Source organism: Terrabacter sp. AAH1 (assembly GCF_054456855.1).
The window spans coordinates 43,309-58,132 of record NZ_JBTJJV010000007.1 but is presented as its reverse complement, the minus strand read 5'-3'; the positions used below and the strand labels follow the sequence as shown (position 1 = coordinate 58,132).

Genomic DNA, 14,824 nt, shown 5'->3' with positions numbered 1-14,824 from the left:
AACGCACACGCGCCCGCGCCTCGCCCAGGCCCACCGGGCCCCGGGTGAGCTCGCACAGTGCTGGGCACCCACAACCTGGCGCGACGGCCCGGATGCCCACGCTCGCCGACGGCCAGTGAGTGGAAACCGAGCCACGAACCGCGAACATCCCGGACGCCGAAACGGCCCGACCCCCAGAGGGGTCGGGCCGTTTCCAGTCCGATCAGCTGCAGCCGCTGGTGCTTCCGCAGCCCTCGCAGACGTAGCAGGAGCCGGCGGGACGCATCTTGGTGCCGCAGGTCATGCAGATCGGCGCGTCGGCCGTGATGCCGCCGAACTTCTCGAGCAGCTCCGCCGAGGAGTGGACGTCACCCGAGGCCTCGCGGGCAGAGGCAGCGCCGGCACCGAACTTCACCTCGACGGGCGCGGCCTTCTCGACCTTGGGCTCCGGCTTCGCGGCCGGGGACTCCTTCCGGGCGACCGGCGTCGACTGCTGGAGCGTCTCGAGCTCCTCGGCCAGCTCGTCGTCGTCCTCGTCGTCGCTCGCCTCGATGGCCTCGTACGAACCGGTCTCGACCTGGCGAGCCCGCTCCTCGGCGGTGTGGATGCCCATGAACGAGCGAGTGTCGAAGTCGAGGTAGTCGAGCGCCAGACGACGGAAGACGTAGTCCATGAGCGACTGGGCCATGCGCACGTCGGGGTCGTCGGTCATGCCGGCAGGCTCGAAGCGCAGGTTGGTGAACTTCTCGACGTACGTCTCGAGCGGGACGCCGTACTGCAGGCCCACCGAGACGGCGATCGAGAAGGCGTCCATGACGCCGGCGAGCGTCGAGCCCTGCTTGCCGAACTTGAGGAAGATCTCGCCGAGCTCGTTGTTCTCGTAGGTGCCGGCGGTGAGGTAGCCCTCGGCGCCACCCACGGCGAACGACGTCGTCCGCGACGAGCGACGCTTCGGCAGGCGACGACGCACGGGGCGGTACTCGATGACCTTCTCGACCTTGACCTCGCTGGCGGCAGCAGCCTTGTCGGCGGCCGCGTCCTTGGCGGTGGAACCACCGTCGGAGAGCGGCTGGCCGACCTTGCAGTTGTCGCGGTAGACGGCGAGCGCCTTGATGCCGAGCTTCCAGCCCTGCATGTAGACGTCCTGGATCTCCTCGACCGTGGCGGTCTCGGGCAGGTTGACCGTCTTCGAGATGGCGCCGGAGAGGAACGGCTGCGTCGCGGCCATCATGCGCACGTGGCCCATCGGGGAGATGGCGCGCTGGCCCATCGCGGTGTCGAAGACCTCGTAGTGCTCCGGCTTGAGGCCGGGGGCGTCGACGACGTGACCCTTGTCGGCGATGTACTCGACGATGGCCTCGATCGACTCCTGCTGGTAGCCGAGCTTCTTGAGGGCCCGCGGGATCGTCAGGTTGACGATCTGCATCGAGCCGCCACCGACGAGCTTCTTGAACTTCACGAGCGAGAAGTCGGGCTCGATACCGGTCGTGTCGCAGTCCATCATGAAGCCGATGGTGCCGGTGGGTGCGAGCACCGACGCCTGGGCGTTGCGGTAGCCGTGCTTCTCACCGAGCTTGACGACGTCGTCCCACGCCTTCGTCGCGAGCTTGTGGACGTCGGAGTCCATCGCGTCGAGCGTCTTGATGTTGTCGTTGGCAGCCTGGTGCTTGCGCATGACCCGCTTGTGCGCGTCGGCGTTGCGGGCGTAGCCGGCGTAGGCGCCGACGACGGAGGCCATCTCGGCGGAGCGCTTGTAGGCGGCACCCGTGAGCAGTGAGGTGATCGCAGCGGCGAGCGATCGCCCACCCTCGGAGTCGTAGCCGTGGCCGGTGGCCATGAGCAGCGCGCCGAGGTTGGCGTAGCCGATGCCGAGCTGGCGGTAGTTGCGCGTCGTCTCGCCGATCGGCTCGGTCGGGAAGTCCGCGAAGCAGATCGAGATGTCCATCGCGGTGATGACGAGCTCGGCGACCTTCTGGAAGGTCACACCGTCGAACGTGTCGTCGTCACGGAGGAACTTCAGCAGGTTGAGCGAGGCGAGGTTGCACGAGCTGTTGTCGAGCGACATGTACTCCGAGCACGGGTTGGAGGCCGTGATGCGACCCGTCTCGGGGTTGGTGTGCCACGCGTTGATCGTGTCGTCGTACTGGATGCCGGGGTCGGCGCACTCCCACGCCGCCTTGGCGATCTTGCCGAAGAGTTCGCGCGCGTCGACCTCCTCGATGACCGAGCCGTCGAGCCGGGAGCGCAGGCCGAAGTTGGTGCCGTCCTCGACGGCCTTCATGAACTCGTCGTTGACGCGGACCGAGTTGTTGGCGTTCTGGTACTGGACGGAGACGATGTCCTTGCCGCCGAGGTCCATGTCGAAGCCGGCGTCACGCAGCGCGCGGATCTTGTCCTCCTCGCGCGCCTTCGTCTCGACGAACTCCTCGATGTCGGGGTGGTCGACGTCGAGCACGACCATCTTGGCCGCGCGACGCGTGGCGCCACCCGACTTGATGGTGCCGGCGGACGCATCGGCACCGCGCATGAACGAGACCGGACCGGAGGCCGTGCCGCCGGAGGAGAGCAGCTCCTTGGAGGAGCGGATGCGCGAGAGGTTCAGGCCGGCACCGGAGCCGCCCTGGAAGATCTTGCCCTCCTCCTTGTACCAGTTGAGGATCGAGTCCATCGAGTCGTCGACGGCCAGGATGAAGCAGGCGGAGACCTGCTGCGGGCTCTTCGTACCGACGTTGAACCAGACCGGCGAGTTGAACGAGAACACCTGGTGCAGCAGCGCGTACGTGAGCTCGTGCTCGAAGATCTCGGCGTCGGCCGCCGAGGAGAAGTAGCCGTTGCTCTTGCCCGCCGCGACGTAGGTCAGCACGACGCGGTCGATGAGCTGCTTGAGCGAGACCTCGCGCGCGGCCGTGCCGACGGCACCGCGGAAGTACTTCGTCGTGACGATGGTGCTCGCGTTGACCGACCAGAAGTCGGGGAACTCGACCCCGCGCTGCTCGAAGATCGTCTCGCCGGTCTTCCAGTTCTGCTGGACGACGTCACGCTTCTCCCACGTCACCTCGTCGTACGGGTGCACGCCGGGCGTGGTGTAGATGCGCTCGATCTTGACGCCCTTGGCGCTTGCCTTGGAGCGTGAGCTGCGGTTACCGATCTCCGTCATTTCGTGCGGCCTCCCTGACCGATGTACTTCTGGTTTGAGTCTTGCTGGTGGCACCGACAGTGGCCGGCGCCAGGTGTTCGTGGAGGGTGGTTACCGCTGGGCGTCGAGCTGTGAGGGAGCACCGGGCTCCTCCCCCAGCGCGTCGCGCTCGGCCCGAAGGAGCGCGATGGCTCCCTCGAAGTCCTCGAGGCTCTCCCACGCCTGGTAGACGCTGGCGAACCTGAGGTATGCGACCTCGTCGAGCTCGCGGAGCGGCTCGAGGACGGCCATGCCGACCTCGTGCGCCTCGATCTCGGCGTTTCCCTGCGACCGGATCGCCTCCTCGACCTTCTGGGCGAGGAGGGCCAGGTCGTCCTCACTGACGGGCCGGCCCTGGCACGACTTGCGCACGCCGGAGAGCACCTTGGCCCGGCTGAACGGCTCGGAGGCCCCCGACCGCTTGATCACGTTGAGGCTCGAGGTCTCGAGCGTCGTGAAGCGGCGGTTGCACTGGGGGCACTGACGCCGGCGTCGGATGCAGGCGCCGTCGTCGGTGGTGCGCGAGTCGATGACCCGCGAGTCGGTGTGGCGGCAGAACGGGCAGTGCACGTCTGGTCACCTTCCCTTCCCCGAGACCCGGTCGTTCAGCGTGGCGGCCATCCCGTATGCCGTCCGCGACGGTCCCGAGAGCCGCCCGGTGTTCGTGGGACCGGGCGAGGCTGGGGACGGGGCTGGGGACGACGTGGGGATGACCTGTGGGTAACCCCCGTCTGACTGGGGACTACATGTGGACGTCTTACATCTGTGTAACTACTAGATGTAGGGGTAACTGTAGGCATGCTGTGACCCCGATCGCAAGCGAATCGAGAACCTCCGGCGCGCCGCGTCGCTGACCTGCACAAACGTCACAGGAGCCCCACACGTCCCGGCGTGTCGGGCCTCGCGCCCGGGCGGCCCCACCCCAACATCTTGGGGTGGGGCAGCGGTGCGAGTCCCCCATCTTCACATCCGGCAGAGCCCCCTGCAGGGCCTGCCAGCGTGTGCCGGCCGCCTCCGTGGCGGCGGGCCGCCCCGGTCGTCGCGACGATCAGGTCAGGCGGCCGATCGCGGGCCGCGTCGCGAACCAGAGGCAGAGCAGCGCCATGGCACCACCGAAGGCGGCAGCCGCCGTGAGCACCGAGGTCACGGCCGCGAGCGCCCCGAAGGCCGGGAGGGCCACGGGCACGAGGGCCATGTCGCCGAGGCTCGAGACGGCCGACACGCGCCCGAGGTGGCTCGGCGCCACCGTCCGCTGGAAGACCCCCGACAGCCACACGGACGCCGTGCCGGCGAGGACGCCGACGGTCGCCATGGCGCCGAGCAGCGCCGCCCGCGAGTCGAGACCGGTCGCGGCGAGGGCCAGCCCCTGGACGACGAGCCCGAGGAAACCAGCACGAGCCGGGCGGGCGACCTTCCAACGGATCGCGGCGAGGCTCCCGACGATCGCGCCCGTCGCGAAAGCGCCCTCCGCGAGACCGAGCCACGTCGAGCCCCAGCCCGAGGCCGAGACGCGCAGCGCGATGCCGAGTGCGATGACGGGACTGACGAAGACGTTGAGGGAGCTGAGGCCCAGCACCAGCAGCCGGGCGGACTCGTCAGCACGCAGGTAGCACGCGCCGTCGCGCAGGCTCGCCGACCACGAGACGCGCGGCGCCCGCGGCAGCCGGTAGCGCGGTCGCACCCCGAACCAGAGGACCCCCGCGACGACGAGGAAGGTCACGGCGTCCAGCACCATGGCTCCGGGCGCTCCCAGCCACGCGACGACCACACCGCCGGCCGGCGCGCCGAGCAGCCTGGCGACGCGGTTGCAGATCTGGTTCCACCCGCTGACGGTGGCGAGGTCCTGGGTGCGGACGAGCTGGCGAGCGAGGGTGGCGCCGGCGGGGATCGTCAGTCCCATGGCCACGCCGAGCAGCACACCCAGCGTGATGAGCAGTGCGGCTCCCCGCGCCCCGGCGACCCAGGCGATCGCGCCCGTGAGGAGGACGACCGCTTGCAGCACCCGACCCGTCACCAGTACGCGCCGGGTGTCGAAGCGGTCCGCGATGACCCCTCCGGCGAGGACGAGCACCGCCTGGGGCAGGGTCTCAGCCCCGAGGACGACCCCGGCGAGACCCGGCGACAGCGTCTGGGCAGCAGTCCACGCGAGCGCCACGACCCACATGGCGTCGCCGAACCACGACAGGGTGACAGCGGCGACCCAGCCCTGGACCATCCGGTCCCGGGTCACGTCAGGTGGCGCCTCGCCGATGAGCTCGGGCGCCTCCGCCAGCTCGGGCGGGGTCGGCACCGCCCGAGCTGACGTGGGTGCCTCGGCCCGGCTCATCACCCGACTGGCCGGCTCGGGAAGACGCGAGCCGAGGCGCGCACCGGCACTCGGTCGAGGTGCGGGCGCTGCAGCGCATCGGCCCGGCACGCAGCGCTCCACTCGACGATCACGTCGGTCAGCCGCTGCGACAGCTCGCGCATCTGGTCGAGGGTCGCCGGCACGAAGGTGTCGGTGGCGGCGGCGGCCCGGCGCACCTCCTCGTCCACGTGCTGGCCTTCGACGAGCCACTCCTGCACGGCCCGCACGTGGTGGCGGAAGTTCTCGGCCTCGGCGGTCGCCGCCACGCGTCGCGCAACGGTGCCGTCGGCGAAGTCGACCGCGTCCCAGGTCAGGTCGCGGGCCCGGATGCGCCACCAGCTCTCGCGCGAGTCGCGGGCGAGCTCGGGCGCCGGCTCGACGAAGCCGTAGCGGTGCAGCACACCGAGGTGGTGGCTGACGGACCCGGCCGCGAGCCCGGTGGCCCCGCTGAGGCGGCCGACGCTCGCCGGGCCGTCGGCAGAGAGGAGCTCGCAGATCCAGCGGCGTGTCGGGTGGTGGAAGGCGGTGAGCGCGTCGAGCAGCGCAGACCCCGACTCGCCGCCCTTCACGGCGGCGCCGGCCGGGCTGGTGGCGAGGTGACGTTCGGCGGCGGTGAGTCGAGGCACGAGTGCCACCCTTGACGGCGGGCGAGACTTTGACAAGGGCTCTTGTATAACTGGCCGTCGCGCAACCGACGACACGGGGCGAGAACCGCTTGCCGCGCTCTCGAACTCGATGCAGTCTTCGTATCGTGACAAACCGGACCACCCTCGAGGACGACCTGGACCGAGCGCAGCGGCGCGACGACGCCCTGTGGCGCTACGACGTGCTCGGTCGGGCACCGGCTCGGGAGCTGCAGGCCCTCGTCGACATCGCCGCCCAGCTCTGCGCCGTGCCCACGGCCGCGATCAACCTCATCACCTCGACGGAGCAGCAGCAGATCGCCACCACCGGCTTCGAGCCGTCCATCTGCGCCCGCGAGGACTCGATGTGTGCCGCCGTGCTCGAGCACACCGACCGGGTCGTGGTGCCGAACGCGAGCGTCGACGAACGGTTCCGCGAGAACCCTTTCGTCACAGGGATCCTGGGCGACGTCCGGTTCTACGCCTCGGCACCGCTGACCACCCCCCAAGGCGTCATCATCGGCCGGCTGTGCGTCTTCGACTCCACCCCCCGAGAGCTCGACGAGGCCCAGGAGCAGGCCCTGGTCGCCATCGCCGAGCGCGTCGTCGACGTGCTCGAGCTGCGGCTGCGCACCCGTGAGCTCGAGGACTCGCTGGCCGCCCTCACCCAGACCCGCGACGAGCTGCACCGCTCGAACGAGGCGCTGTCGGTCTTCGCCGGCCAGGTGAGCCATGACCTGCGCACTCCCCTCACGGCGATCATGGCGAGCACCGAGATGCTCGGCCAGCAGCCGGCCGTCATGGCCGACCAGTGGTCCGAGCGGCTGGTCGCGACTGCGTTCCGGTCCGCCACCCGCATGGCCGGGATGATTGAGCAGATCCTGGCGCACGCACGGGTCGGTGCCGAGCTGCACAAGGAACCGAGCGACCTGCGCGTCGTGATCGGCTCGGTGCTCGAGGACCTGGCGCCCACGCTGACGGCGAAGGCCGCCACCGTCGAGGTCGGCGAGCTCCCGACCCTCCCGGCCGACGCCCAGCAGCTCTACTCCGTGCTGCTCAACCTCGTCTCCAACGCCGTGAAGTACGCCCGTCCCGACGTCTCGCCGATCGTCGGCGTCACGGCGGAGCGCCACGGACGGATGTGGCGGATCTCGGTGCGAGACAACGGCGTCGGCATCGCGCCCGGCGATCGTGAGCGCGTGTTCGAGCTCTTCAGCCGCGTGGGCACAGCAGGCGACGGCAGCGGCATCGGGCTGGCCACCGTCAAGCGGATCATCGAGGCGCACGGCGGCTCCATCGGCATCAGCCACTCCGACCGTCCCGGGACCCTGGTCTGGTTCGAGCTGCCGGCCACCGACGAGACCGAGACCGTCCAGAAGGCCTGACCGGCTGTGCCGCTCTGGCCAGCACCGACCACGCGATCCCGAACGCGACGGGTGCACGCAGCTCGATGAAGCCGCCCTGGACGACCAGCAGCACGAACGTCCAGGCGGCGGACCCGTCGTCGATCGCGGCCGCCAGCGCCACGGCGCCACCCCGCGCGCCACTGTCGATGACCACCCCCGCTGCCGTCACGGCGAGCTGGGCCACGGCGGCCAGGCCGGCCCAGCGCAGCCGCGCGCGGGTGGTCCGCGGCGGTGCGCCGGGCTGCACCGGCCCGAGGAGCGCCGGCGGTGGTCGCTGTCGGTCGAGCGCGACGGCGATGACCACCCCGAACGCCACGACGCCCAGCAGCAGCGGGGACGACACCGCGACGACCGCCGCGTCTGCCGCTGCTCCGGCGCCGTAACCGGCCCAGGCGACGAACACCGGAGCCACGGCTTGCACCAGCACTGCCGTGAGGCATGCCCTCACGACCATGGCGTCCCCGCGCGGGGGCGCCGCCGACTCGATCACGGGACCAGCCTCGGCCAACGCAGCGGGTCTGAGCCCAGGCTCGGCCCCGTGGTGGTGCAGGCTCGCTCGTCGGCGCCCTGCAGGATGCGCAAGTCGGGACGTCCGGCGGCGACGGCGACGAGGTTGTGCGCGCTGTCGGTGCCCGCTCTCAGGTAGTCGGAGTGCCCGGCCGACGTACGGCCGACGTCGACGAAGCTGGACCGCGGTCGCATCCAGTGGTTGCACCCCGTGCCCGGCTGCTTGGGTGCGAACGTCGAGAGCCGCAGGGCGCCCCCGACCTCCTGCGGCCGTGTGCCGTGCACCATCCAGCCGTAGCCGAAGACGTCGTCGCCGATCGCGCCGAGGACGTTGAGGGCTCCCGGTCGGAGGGCGGTTCGCGCGAGGTCGGTGAAGGGCATCCCCGGAGCACCGAACACGGCGATGTCGTCGATCCGGCTGGTGCGCAGGCTGGCGAACCCGGCGAGCGTGCCGCCGTAGGAGTGCGCCCACACGGTCTGGTGGGCCGGGCGCTGACGGGCGGCGTCGACGCCGGTGACGAAGTCGGCGAGTGCTCCCGCGTTCTCGCGAGCGACCTTGGCGTTGAGGACGTTACGGTCGATCGACGACACGATCTCGTCCACCTGCGGGGCGTCGTAACCCATCCACGTGATGACAGCGACGTCCTGCCCGCGAGCGATGGCGCGCGCCTCCGACCGCATGCGCACGAACGTGTCGTCGTAGCGGCGCAGATCGGCGCCGACCATCGTCGACAGTCCGCCGACGAAGGTGACGACGTGCTCCGCCCGGTCGACGTCGCCGACGGCGACGACAGCCCTGAGGTCGCGCTGGCGCGTGTCGACGAGCAGCAGCCGCCGAGGCCCTCCGTCTCGACGGGCGAGCACGTCACGCACCGCGCGTATGCCGTCCACCTGCTCGTGCGCCCGCGAGCGCTCCCGGGCGTTCCAGGGCGAGCCGTCGCGCCGCGCGTCCGACTCGCGGGCGACGGCCGCTCGCTCGGCGCGGTCGAGGAGCAGCAGGTTCGCCTCGTGACGGGCGGCGGCCGGCACGCCGTCTCGTGGACCGACCCACTCGGGTCGCCCGCGGATGGCCTGACGCTGCTCCTCGTCGGTGAGCGAACGCCACCAGGCTGCCGAGGCGAACACGCCGGCCGTCTGTGGCGGCGGCGCCAGGACGTCGCTCGGGGCCAGGTGGGACGCCGCGAGCCCCGGGCCGACCGCCCCTGTCGAGCTCGCTCCTCGCGCCGCGACGAGGAGTGAGTGCTGGAGCTCCTCGTCGGTCCTGGTGGCTGTCTGGGTGGCCTGTCGGAGGCAAGCGACGACCTCGCTCCTCAGCAGCTCGTCGAGCCGGGCCCGGTGCGCCTCGCCGACCGGGTCCCCCAGGGAGGCGCGAACGGGGAGGAAGAGCCGACCGTCCTCGTCGACCCAGGCGCCCTCGTCGGCCGCCCGACGGTCGGCACGATCGACGAGGTCGAGCGCACTCTGCAGCCGGTGCGACGCCTCTCCCACGGCGTGGCCCGCGGCCGCGACGCTGCTCGCGAGCTGCCCGAGCCCAGCCACGACCGTGCCGTAGCGGTCGGCCGCGGCCGTCGCACCGGCCCCCGACCACCGGGGCGCGGCCGAGCGTCGCCAGAGCACCAGCTCGGACAGCACGACGAGGCGGCGGCGTCGCTCCTCCAGGCGCCGGCTCACCTCGAGCAGCAGCTGGGGACGGCCTGCGCGGACATCGCGCACCCGCAGGGCGCCGCCCGCCGCAGCCGCCGTCATCGGGCGCTGCGCCGGGGGTCGTCGCGCCGCAGGTCGTCCCCCGTGCCGAGTGCCTGCTGGACCACGCGCTCCACGGCGTCGTAGCCGTCGGCCGCCAGACTCACGCACCGGCCGAGCTCGCGCAGCTCCCACTGCGCCGTCGCCAGTCGCGCCTGCCACGCCGCAGCCACCTGCGACCTGCCCGAGGCGCAGCGGCCGCCCGGCAGCCCCACGGCGACCGGCCGCAGGTCGTCGGCGAGCCCGAGCCGCCGCACCTCGGCGAGCACCTCCTCGATCGTGGCGACGCCGGCGCGCAGCGTCCGGATATCGATCTCGTACCTCATCCCCTGCTCCCTTCCCGAGAGCAGCCACGCTAGGTCGCGGTCGCCGCGCCCGGTGCGCGTCATCCACAGCCCCGGCAAAGGGCACCAAAGGGCCGGCAAAGGGCCGGCAAAAGGGGCGGTGACACAGCAGAACGCCGCACCCCCTCCTCAGGGGTGCGGCGTCCGGGCGGGAACGGCGGGGTCGAAGCGCCGCTTCCGCCAGCCGCTGGAGGTGGAGCCAACGCGGCCGATCGGAAGGGTCGAGGCACGCGGCCGCCAGCCGGACGGCATACGCAAGGGGCCTCGGACCCGGGAGACTCCGGGCGTCAGTGACCCGGGATGACGAGCTGCTGCCCCACGTGGATCTCGGTGGTGCTGAGGCTGTTGGCGACCTGGAGCTCGACGACGCCGTCGGTGACGGGCAGCTGCGGGAGCTCGCGGGCCGCGATGCCCGACAAGGTCTGGCCCGCGGTGACGGTGACGGTACGGGGCTCGCCCGAGGCCGAGGCGAGCTGGCCGGCGAGCCCGACGGCGAGCAGGGAGACGACTGCGGCGACGAGCAGGGCGACCACGAGGCGGCCGAACCGGGTCAGGCGCAGCGGCGGCTGGGCTGCACGGGCTGCACGGGCGGCACGGGCTGCACGGGCTGCGTCGCGCCCGGTCGGCACGAGGACGAGCTGCGGGCGTGCGGCGGGCCGCGGCTCGCTGGTCTGCTGCTGACGAACGGCCTCGAGGACGATGGCGCTCATGGTGACCTCCCCTTGCTGCTGATCTGGCGAACACGTGTTCGATAGAACGTCTGTACGATTTGTAGCACGTATGTTCGAGGAAGTCGAGACACGCATCGAACAGGTGTTTGGCAACTGTGTTCGAACCTCGTTACTCTTTCCTCACACCACACACCTCACCAGCCACCACTGACACTGGGTCCCGAGCGGTTTCCCGAGCCGCTTGCGACCCGCGTTCAGCAGACGGTCTGACGAGCCGACGAAGGGGACACCATGGGCGTGACCGAGCTTCCCGACCGCGAGACCGGCGACGGGCTGACCGTGCGTCAGCGGCGAGTGCTCGAGGTGATCCGCAACTCCGTCGACCGCCGGGGCTACCCGCCGAGCATGCGCGAGATCGGCGACGCCGTCGGCCTCGCAAGCCCCTCGAGCGTCTCCCACCAGCTCAACGCCCTCGTGACCAAGGGCTACCTGCGACGTGACCCCAACCGGCCGCGCGCCCTCGAGATCGTCTCGCCCGACGCGACGGCGGAGGAGGCCGGCAGCCGCAGCGGCACCCATTACGACACCGAGACCGACTCGGGCGACGCCCGCCCCGAGGCCTCCTACGTCCCCGTCCTCGGGCAGATCGCCGCCGGCGTCCCGATCACGGCCGAGGAGGTCGTCGAGGACGTCTTCCCGCTGCCCAAGCAGCTCGTCGGCGAGGGCGACCTCTTCCTGCTCAAGGTCAACGGCGACTCCATGGTCGACGCGGCGATCTGCGACGGCGACTGGGTCGTCGTGCGCCAGCAGCAGCACGCCGAGAACGGCGACGTCGTCGCGGCGATGCTCGACAACGAGGCCACGGTGAAGACCTTCAAGCGCGTCGACGGCCATGTCTGGCTCATGCCGCACAACGAGGACTTCTCCCCCATCGACGGTGACCACGCGACGATCCTGGGCAAGGTCACCGCCGTCCTGCGCCGCATCTGACGGGCCGCCGGGGCTGCGTCCGACAGGCGCATCGCCCCGGCCCACGCCAGACTCTGGAGACGTGAGTCCTGCAGAGGAGACCACCATGGCCGCCGGGCGCACCCGCGATGTCGTCTACACCTACCGCTACCTGCGTGGCGCGATGATCGCACTCCTGCTCATGCTGCTGCTCTCGGTCGGCTACCAGTGGTGGTGGGAGACCGACCACAGCTGCTGGCTCGGGTCGATCAGCGCGTACTACTACACGCCCGCGCGCACGGTCTTCGTCGGCTCCCTCTGTGCGCTCGGGGCCAGCCTCATCGCCTACAAGGGGCACTCGTCCGAGGAGGACGTATTGCTCAACTTCTCGGGCTTCATGGCGTTCGTCGTCGCCATGGTCCCGACGGTGCCCGACTTCGGCTGCGGACCCAACGCCTACACCCAGACGCCCGCCGAGATCGCGGCGGCGGTGCGCAACAACATCTGGTCGCTCGTCGTCGTCGCGGCCATCGGTGCCGTCATCGTGGCGGCCCTGAAACGGGGCGCCATGGTGCGCGACGCCGCCGCGCGCCCCACTGCGCGCTCGGTGGTCGTGACCCTGGCCTGCGCCGGTGTCCTCCTCGTCGAGCTGGCCCTCTTCCTCGTCCTGCGCGACCGCTTCATCGCGCTGAGCCACGGCATCGCGGCGGCCACGATGGTGGCCGGCGTCATCGCCGTCATGGTGCTGAGCGCGCTGCGCACCGAGGAGCGGCACCGGGCCGTCGGTGACGACTCCGGTCGCGGTTACCGCCGCATCTACCTCGCCATCGCCGTCGCGCTCACGGCCGCCCTCGCCGCGACGGTCGTCGCGGCGCTGACCGTGACGGGCTTCGCCCACCTCGTCCTCGTCGCCGAGGTCGTCGTCATCGTGCTCTTCGCGACGTACTGGGGCGTCCAGACGAAGGAGCTGTGGGACCTCGGTGAGGTCTCCGCCGACGAGGCTCGCGACGTCGGCGCCCGGGCGGAGTGACGGCCGCATCGACGGTCCTCCTGGGTCCAGGTCAGTGGCCGAGCGCCTTGCGCAGTGCCGTCAGCGTCTGGCCCAGCGGCGCGTGCAGCCGGATCGTCGCCTCCGCGTCGCCGCGAGTGGCCGACCGGGTCACGATGGCGACGGGGACGTCGCGCTGGTGGGCCCGCCGCACGAAGCGGTAGCCGCTCATCACCGACAACGACGACCCGAGGACCAGCACGGCCCCGGCCGCCTCGACGAGGCCGAAGACCCGCTCCACCAGGGTCTTGGGCACGGACTCGCCGAAGAAGACGACGTCGGGCTTGACGGTGTCGTTGCCGCAGACGAGGCACCGCGGAGCGTGGAAGGTCTCGACGAGCGCGTCCGCGAGCACGATGTCGCCGTCGGGCCGCACCTGCTCGCCCCACTGCGAGCCCACCGAGGCAGCCGCCTCGGCGAAGCGGGCCATGAAGCCGGGGTTGGCCTCGGTCATCCTCTCGTGCAAGCCGATTCGCGACGTGTACTCACCACAGGTGAGACAGACCGCGCGCTCGAGCGAGCCGTGCAGCTCGACGACGTCCGTCGCTCCTGCCGCCTGGTGCAGACCGTCGACGTTCTGGGTGATCACCGGACCGACGTAGCCCGCGCGCTGCAGGTCGGTGACGACGCGGTGGCCCTCGTTGGGCGACGCGGCGTTGAACCGCTGCCACCCGATGTAGCTGCGGGCCCAGTAGCGGCGCCGGGCGTCGCTGCTACCGGCGAACTCGCCATAGGTCATCGGCTCGACCCGTCGGGTCCCGTCGGGCCCGCGGTAGTCGGGGATGCCCGACTCGGTGGAGAGGCCCGCCCCGCTCAGCACCGCGACACCCCCGCCGCTCACGAGGTCGACGAGGTCGTCCAACGTGCCGAGGTCGTGCGTCTCGAGCGGCAGCGTGCGCGACGTCGAGAGGCGTGTCGTCGCGCCGGCGCTGCCGGTGGGGCGAGGAGGTATGCCGGTCGGCTGGTGCACCCGGTCAGCCTACGTCTCCGAACCGGCGTCACCCGAGCGTGCAGAAGTGACGGAAAACCATAATCACCGGTTATGATCGGTCCATGATCGATGCTGCGGGCCTACGGGTCATGAAGGCCATCGCCGACGAGGGAAGCTTCACGAGCGCCGCCAACGCCCTCGGCTTCACCCAGCCGGCCATCTCGCAGATGGTGCGACGTCTGGAGCAGCGCACCGGCACGGTGCTCGTCGAGCGCTACGGCCGGCAGGTCCGGCTCACGGAGGCCGGCCAGGTGCTGGCCCGTCACGCCGTCGGGGTCCTCGCCGCCCTCGACGCGGCCGAGGAGGAGATCACCGCGATCGCCGGCCTGCGCGCCGGTCGCGTGCGCCTCCAGGCGTTCCCCAGCTCGTCCGCCACGCTCGTGCCGCGAACCCTCGCGATCCTCAAGTCCAAGCACCCCGACATCACGGTGACCTTCACCGAGGCCGAGCCGCCCGAGTCGCTGGCCGCCCTGCGCAACGGCGACTGCGACGTCGCCGTCGCCTTCGCCTACGAGGGGGGCGACCTCGGCGAGCTCGAGGAGGACCTCTCGCTCCTCGTGACCCGCCGCCTCATGGACGACGAGGTGCGCCTCGTCGTGCCCGGCTCGCACCCCCACGCGGGCGACGCGGCCGCGGTGCTCACCGACTTCTCCGGCGACGAGTGGATCGCCGGCTGTCCGCGGTGCCGGGGCCACCTGCTCTCGCTCGCCGACACCGCCGGCTTCCGGCCGAACGTCGCCTTCGAGACCGAGGACTACGTCGCCCAGCTCGGCCTCGTCACGGCCGGCCTCGGGGTGGCCCTCGTGCCCGACCTCATCCTCAACGCGGCCAAGCACGACGACGTCGCGACCCTGCCTTTGTCGCCGGCCTCGCGACGACAGATCCTCGCGGTGACGACCCCCGACCTGCAGCGCGTGCCTGCCGTGGCCGCGGCGCTCGACGCCCTGTGCGAGGCCGCCGGCGCCGACCCCGCGACCTCCACCGCCGAGCTCGTGGGTGCGAAGGCCTGACCCTCCGGACACTCCCGCCGGTCACGACGCCG

At 71.3% G+C, this 14,824-nt stretch carries 13 protein-coding genes; 4 read left to right on the top strand and 9 right to left on the bottom strand.

The features are described 5' to 3' along the window. Positions 1-202 precede the first annotated feature (202 nt). The 4 genes from ACXR8F_RS12610 to ACXR8F_RS12595 all read right to left on the bottom strand — a co-directional run bounded on the left by ACXR8F_RS12610 (position 203) and on the right by ACXR8F_RS12595 (position 6,127). Positions 203-3,136: a vitamin B12-dependent ribonucleotide reductase gene (locus tag ACXR8F_RS12610; protein WP_458800900.1), complete on the bottom strand. Its 2,934-nt coding sequence runs from the start codon at positions 3,134-3,136 to the stop codon at positions 203-205. A gap of 90 nt (positions 3,137-3,226) precedes the next feature. After that, entirely contained in the window at positions 3,227-3,724 is a 498-nt protein-coding gene (gene nrdR, locus ACXR8F_RS12605; RefSeq protein ID WP_045190025.1) for a transcriptional regulator NrdR, read from the bottom strand. 478 nt (positions 3,725-4,202) lie between these two features. Beyond that, the gene (locus ACXR8F_RS12600; protein ID WP_458800898.1) at positions 4,203-5,444 is read right to left on the bottom strand and encodes an MFS transporter; all 1,242 of its coding nucleotides are present in this window, start codon (positions 5,442-5,444) and stop codon (positions 4,203-4,205) included. A 35-nt stretch (positions 5,445-5,479) separates the two neighbouring features. Beyond that, positions 5,480-6,127, bottom strand: a complete 648-nt coding sequence (locus ACXR8F_RS12595; RefSeq protein WP_458800896.1) for an ArsR/SmtB family transcription factor — start codon at positions 6,125-6,127, stop codon at positions 5,480-5,482. Between the two features lie 125 nt (positions 6,128-6,252). On the opposite strand from ACXR8F_RS12595, the gene ACXR8F_RS12590 reads away from it, so the two are divergent. Continuing rightward, positions 6,253-7,509 (top strand): sensor histidine kinase, encoded by a 1,257-nt coding sequence (locus tag ACXR8F_RS12590; RefSeq protein ID WP_458800894.1) that lies wholly within the window; start codon positions 6,253-6,255, stop codon positions 7,507-7,509. Here the strand turns inward: ACXR8F_RS12590 and ACXR8F_RS12585 are convergent. The 4 genes from ACXR8F_RS12585 to ACXR8F_RS12570 form a co-directional block, all read right to left on the bottom strand. Then, positions 7,427-7,942 carry a hypothetical protein gene (locus ACXR8F_RS12585; RefSeq protein WP_458800893.1) on the bottom strand — a complete coding sequence of 172 codons (516 nt, stop codon included), beginning with the start codon at positions 7,940-7,942 and terminating at the stop codon, positions 7,427-7,429. The genes ACXR8F_RS12590 and ACXR8F_RS12585 overlap by 83 nt on opposite strands. Positions 7,943-8,016: 74 nt before the next feature. Beyond that, complete coding sequence (locus tag ACXR8F_RS12580) at positions 8,017-9,783, bottom strand: alpha/beta hydrolase (protein ID WP_458800891.1); 1,767 nt, start codon at positions 9,781-9,783, stop codon at positions 8,017-8,019. Next, positions 9,780-10,106: a hypothetical protein gene (locus ACXR8F_RS12575; protein ID WP_458800889.1), complete on the bottom strand. Its 327-nt coding sequence runs from the start codon at positions 10,104-10,106 to the stop codon at positions 9,780-9,782. The genes ACXR8F_RS12580 and ACXR8F_RS12575 overlap by 4 nt, the downstream gene beginning before the upstream one ends. Before the next feature lie 305 nt (positions 10,107-10,411). Then, the gene (locus ACXR8F_RS12570) at positions 10,412-10,834 is read right to left on the bottom strand and encodes a LysM peptidoglycan-binding domain-containing protein (protein ID WP_458800887.1); all 423 of its coding nucleotides are present in this window, start codon (positions 10,832-10,834) and stop codon (positions 10,412-10,414) included. A gap of 252 nt (positions 10,835-11,086) precedes the next feature. Here ACXR8F_RS12570 and lexA point away from each other — a divergent pair, with 252 nt between their 5' ends. Together lexA and ACXR8F_RS12560 are read left to right on the top strand one after the other, a co-directional pair. Beyond that, entirely contained in the window at positions 11,087-11,785 is a 699-nt protein-coding gene (gene lexA, locus ACXR8F_RS12565) for a transcriptional repressor LexA (protein ID WP_458800886.1), read from the top strand. A 61-nt stretch (positions 11,786-11,846) separates the two neighbouring features. Beyond that, entirely contained in the window at positions 11,847-12,773 is a 927-nt protein-coding gene (locus tag ACXR8F_RS12560) for a hypothetical protein (protein ID WP_458800884.1), read from the top strand. Positions 12,774-12,804: 31 nt separating this feature from the next. On the opposite strand, the gene ACXR8F_RS12555 is transcribed toward ACXR8F_RS12560, so the two are convergent. Then, positions 12,805-13,761 (bottom strand): Sir2 family NAD-dependent protein deacetylase, encoded by a 957-nt coding sequence (locus tag ACXR8F_RS12555; protein WP_082080826.1) that lies wholly within the window; start codon positions 13,759-13,761, stop codon positions 12,805-12,807. 83 nt (positions 13,762-13,844) lie between these two features. Between ACXR8F_RS12555 and ACXR8F_RS12550 the strand changes: the two genes are divergently transcribed. Continuing rightward, positions 13,845-14,792, top strand: coding sequence for a LysR family transcriptional regulator (locus ACXR8F_RS12550; protein WP_045190038.1), 948 nt, complete (start codon positions 13,845-13,847; stop codon positions 14,790-14,792). The last annotated feature ends 32 nt before the right edge of the window (positions 14,793-14,824 follow it).

Excerpts from the sequence above, each read along its gene's own strand:
- ACXR8F_RS12610 (WP_458800900.1), bottom strand. The coding sequence starts at position 3,136 with ATGACGGAGATCGGTAACCGCAGCTCACGCTCCAAGGCAAGCGCCAAG.
- ACXR8F_RS12580 (WP_458800891.1), bottom strand. The coding sequence starts at position 9,783 with ATGACGGCGGCTGCGGCGGGCGGCGCCCTGCGGGTGCGCGATGTCCGC.
- ACXR8F_RS12575 (WP_458800889.1), bottom strand. The coding sequence starts at position 10,106 with ATGAGGTACGAGATCGATATCCGGACGCTGCGCGCCGGCGTCGCCACG.
- ACXR8F_RS12570 (WP_458800887.1), bottom strand. The coding sequence starts at position 10,834 with ATGAGCGCCATCGTCCTCGAGGCCGTTCGTCAGCAGCAGACCAGCGAG.
- lexA (WP_458800886.1), top strand. The coding sequence starts at position 11,087 with ATGGGCGTGACCGAGCTTCCCGACCGCGAGACCGGCGACGGGCTGACC.
- ACXR8F_RS12550 (WP_045190038.1), top strand. The coding sequence starts at position 13,845 with ATGATCGATGCTGCGGGCCTACGGGTCATGAAGGCCATCGCCGACGAG.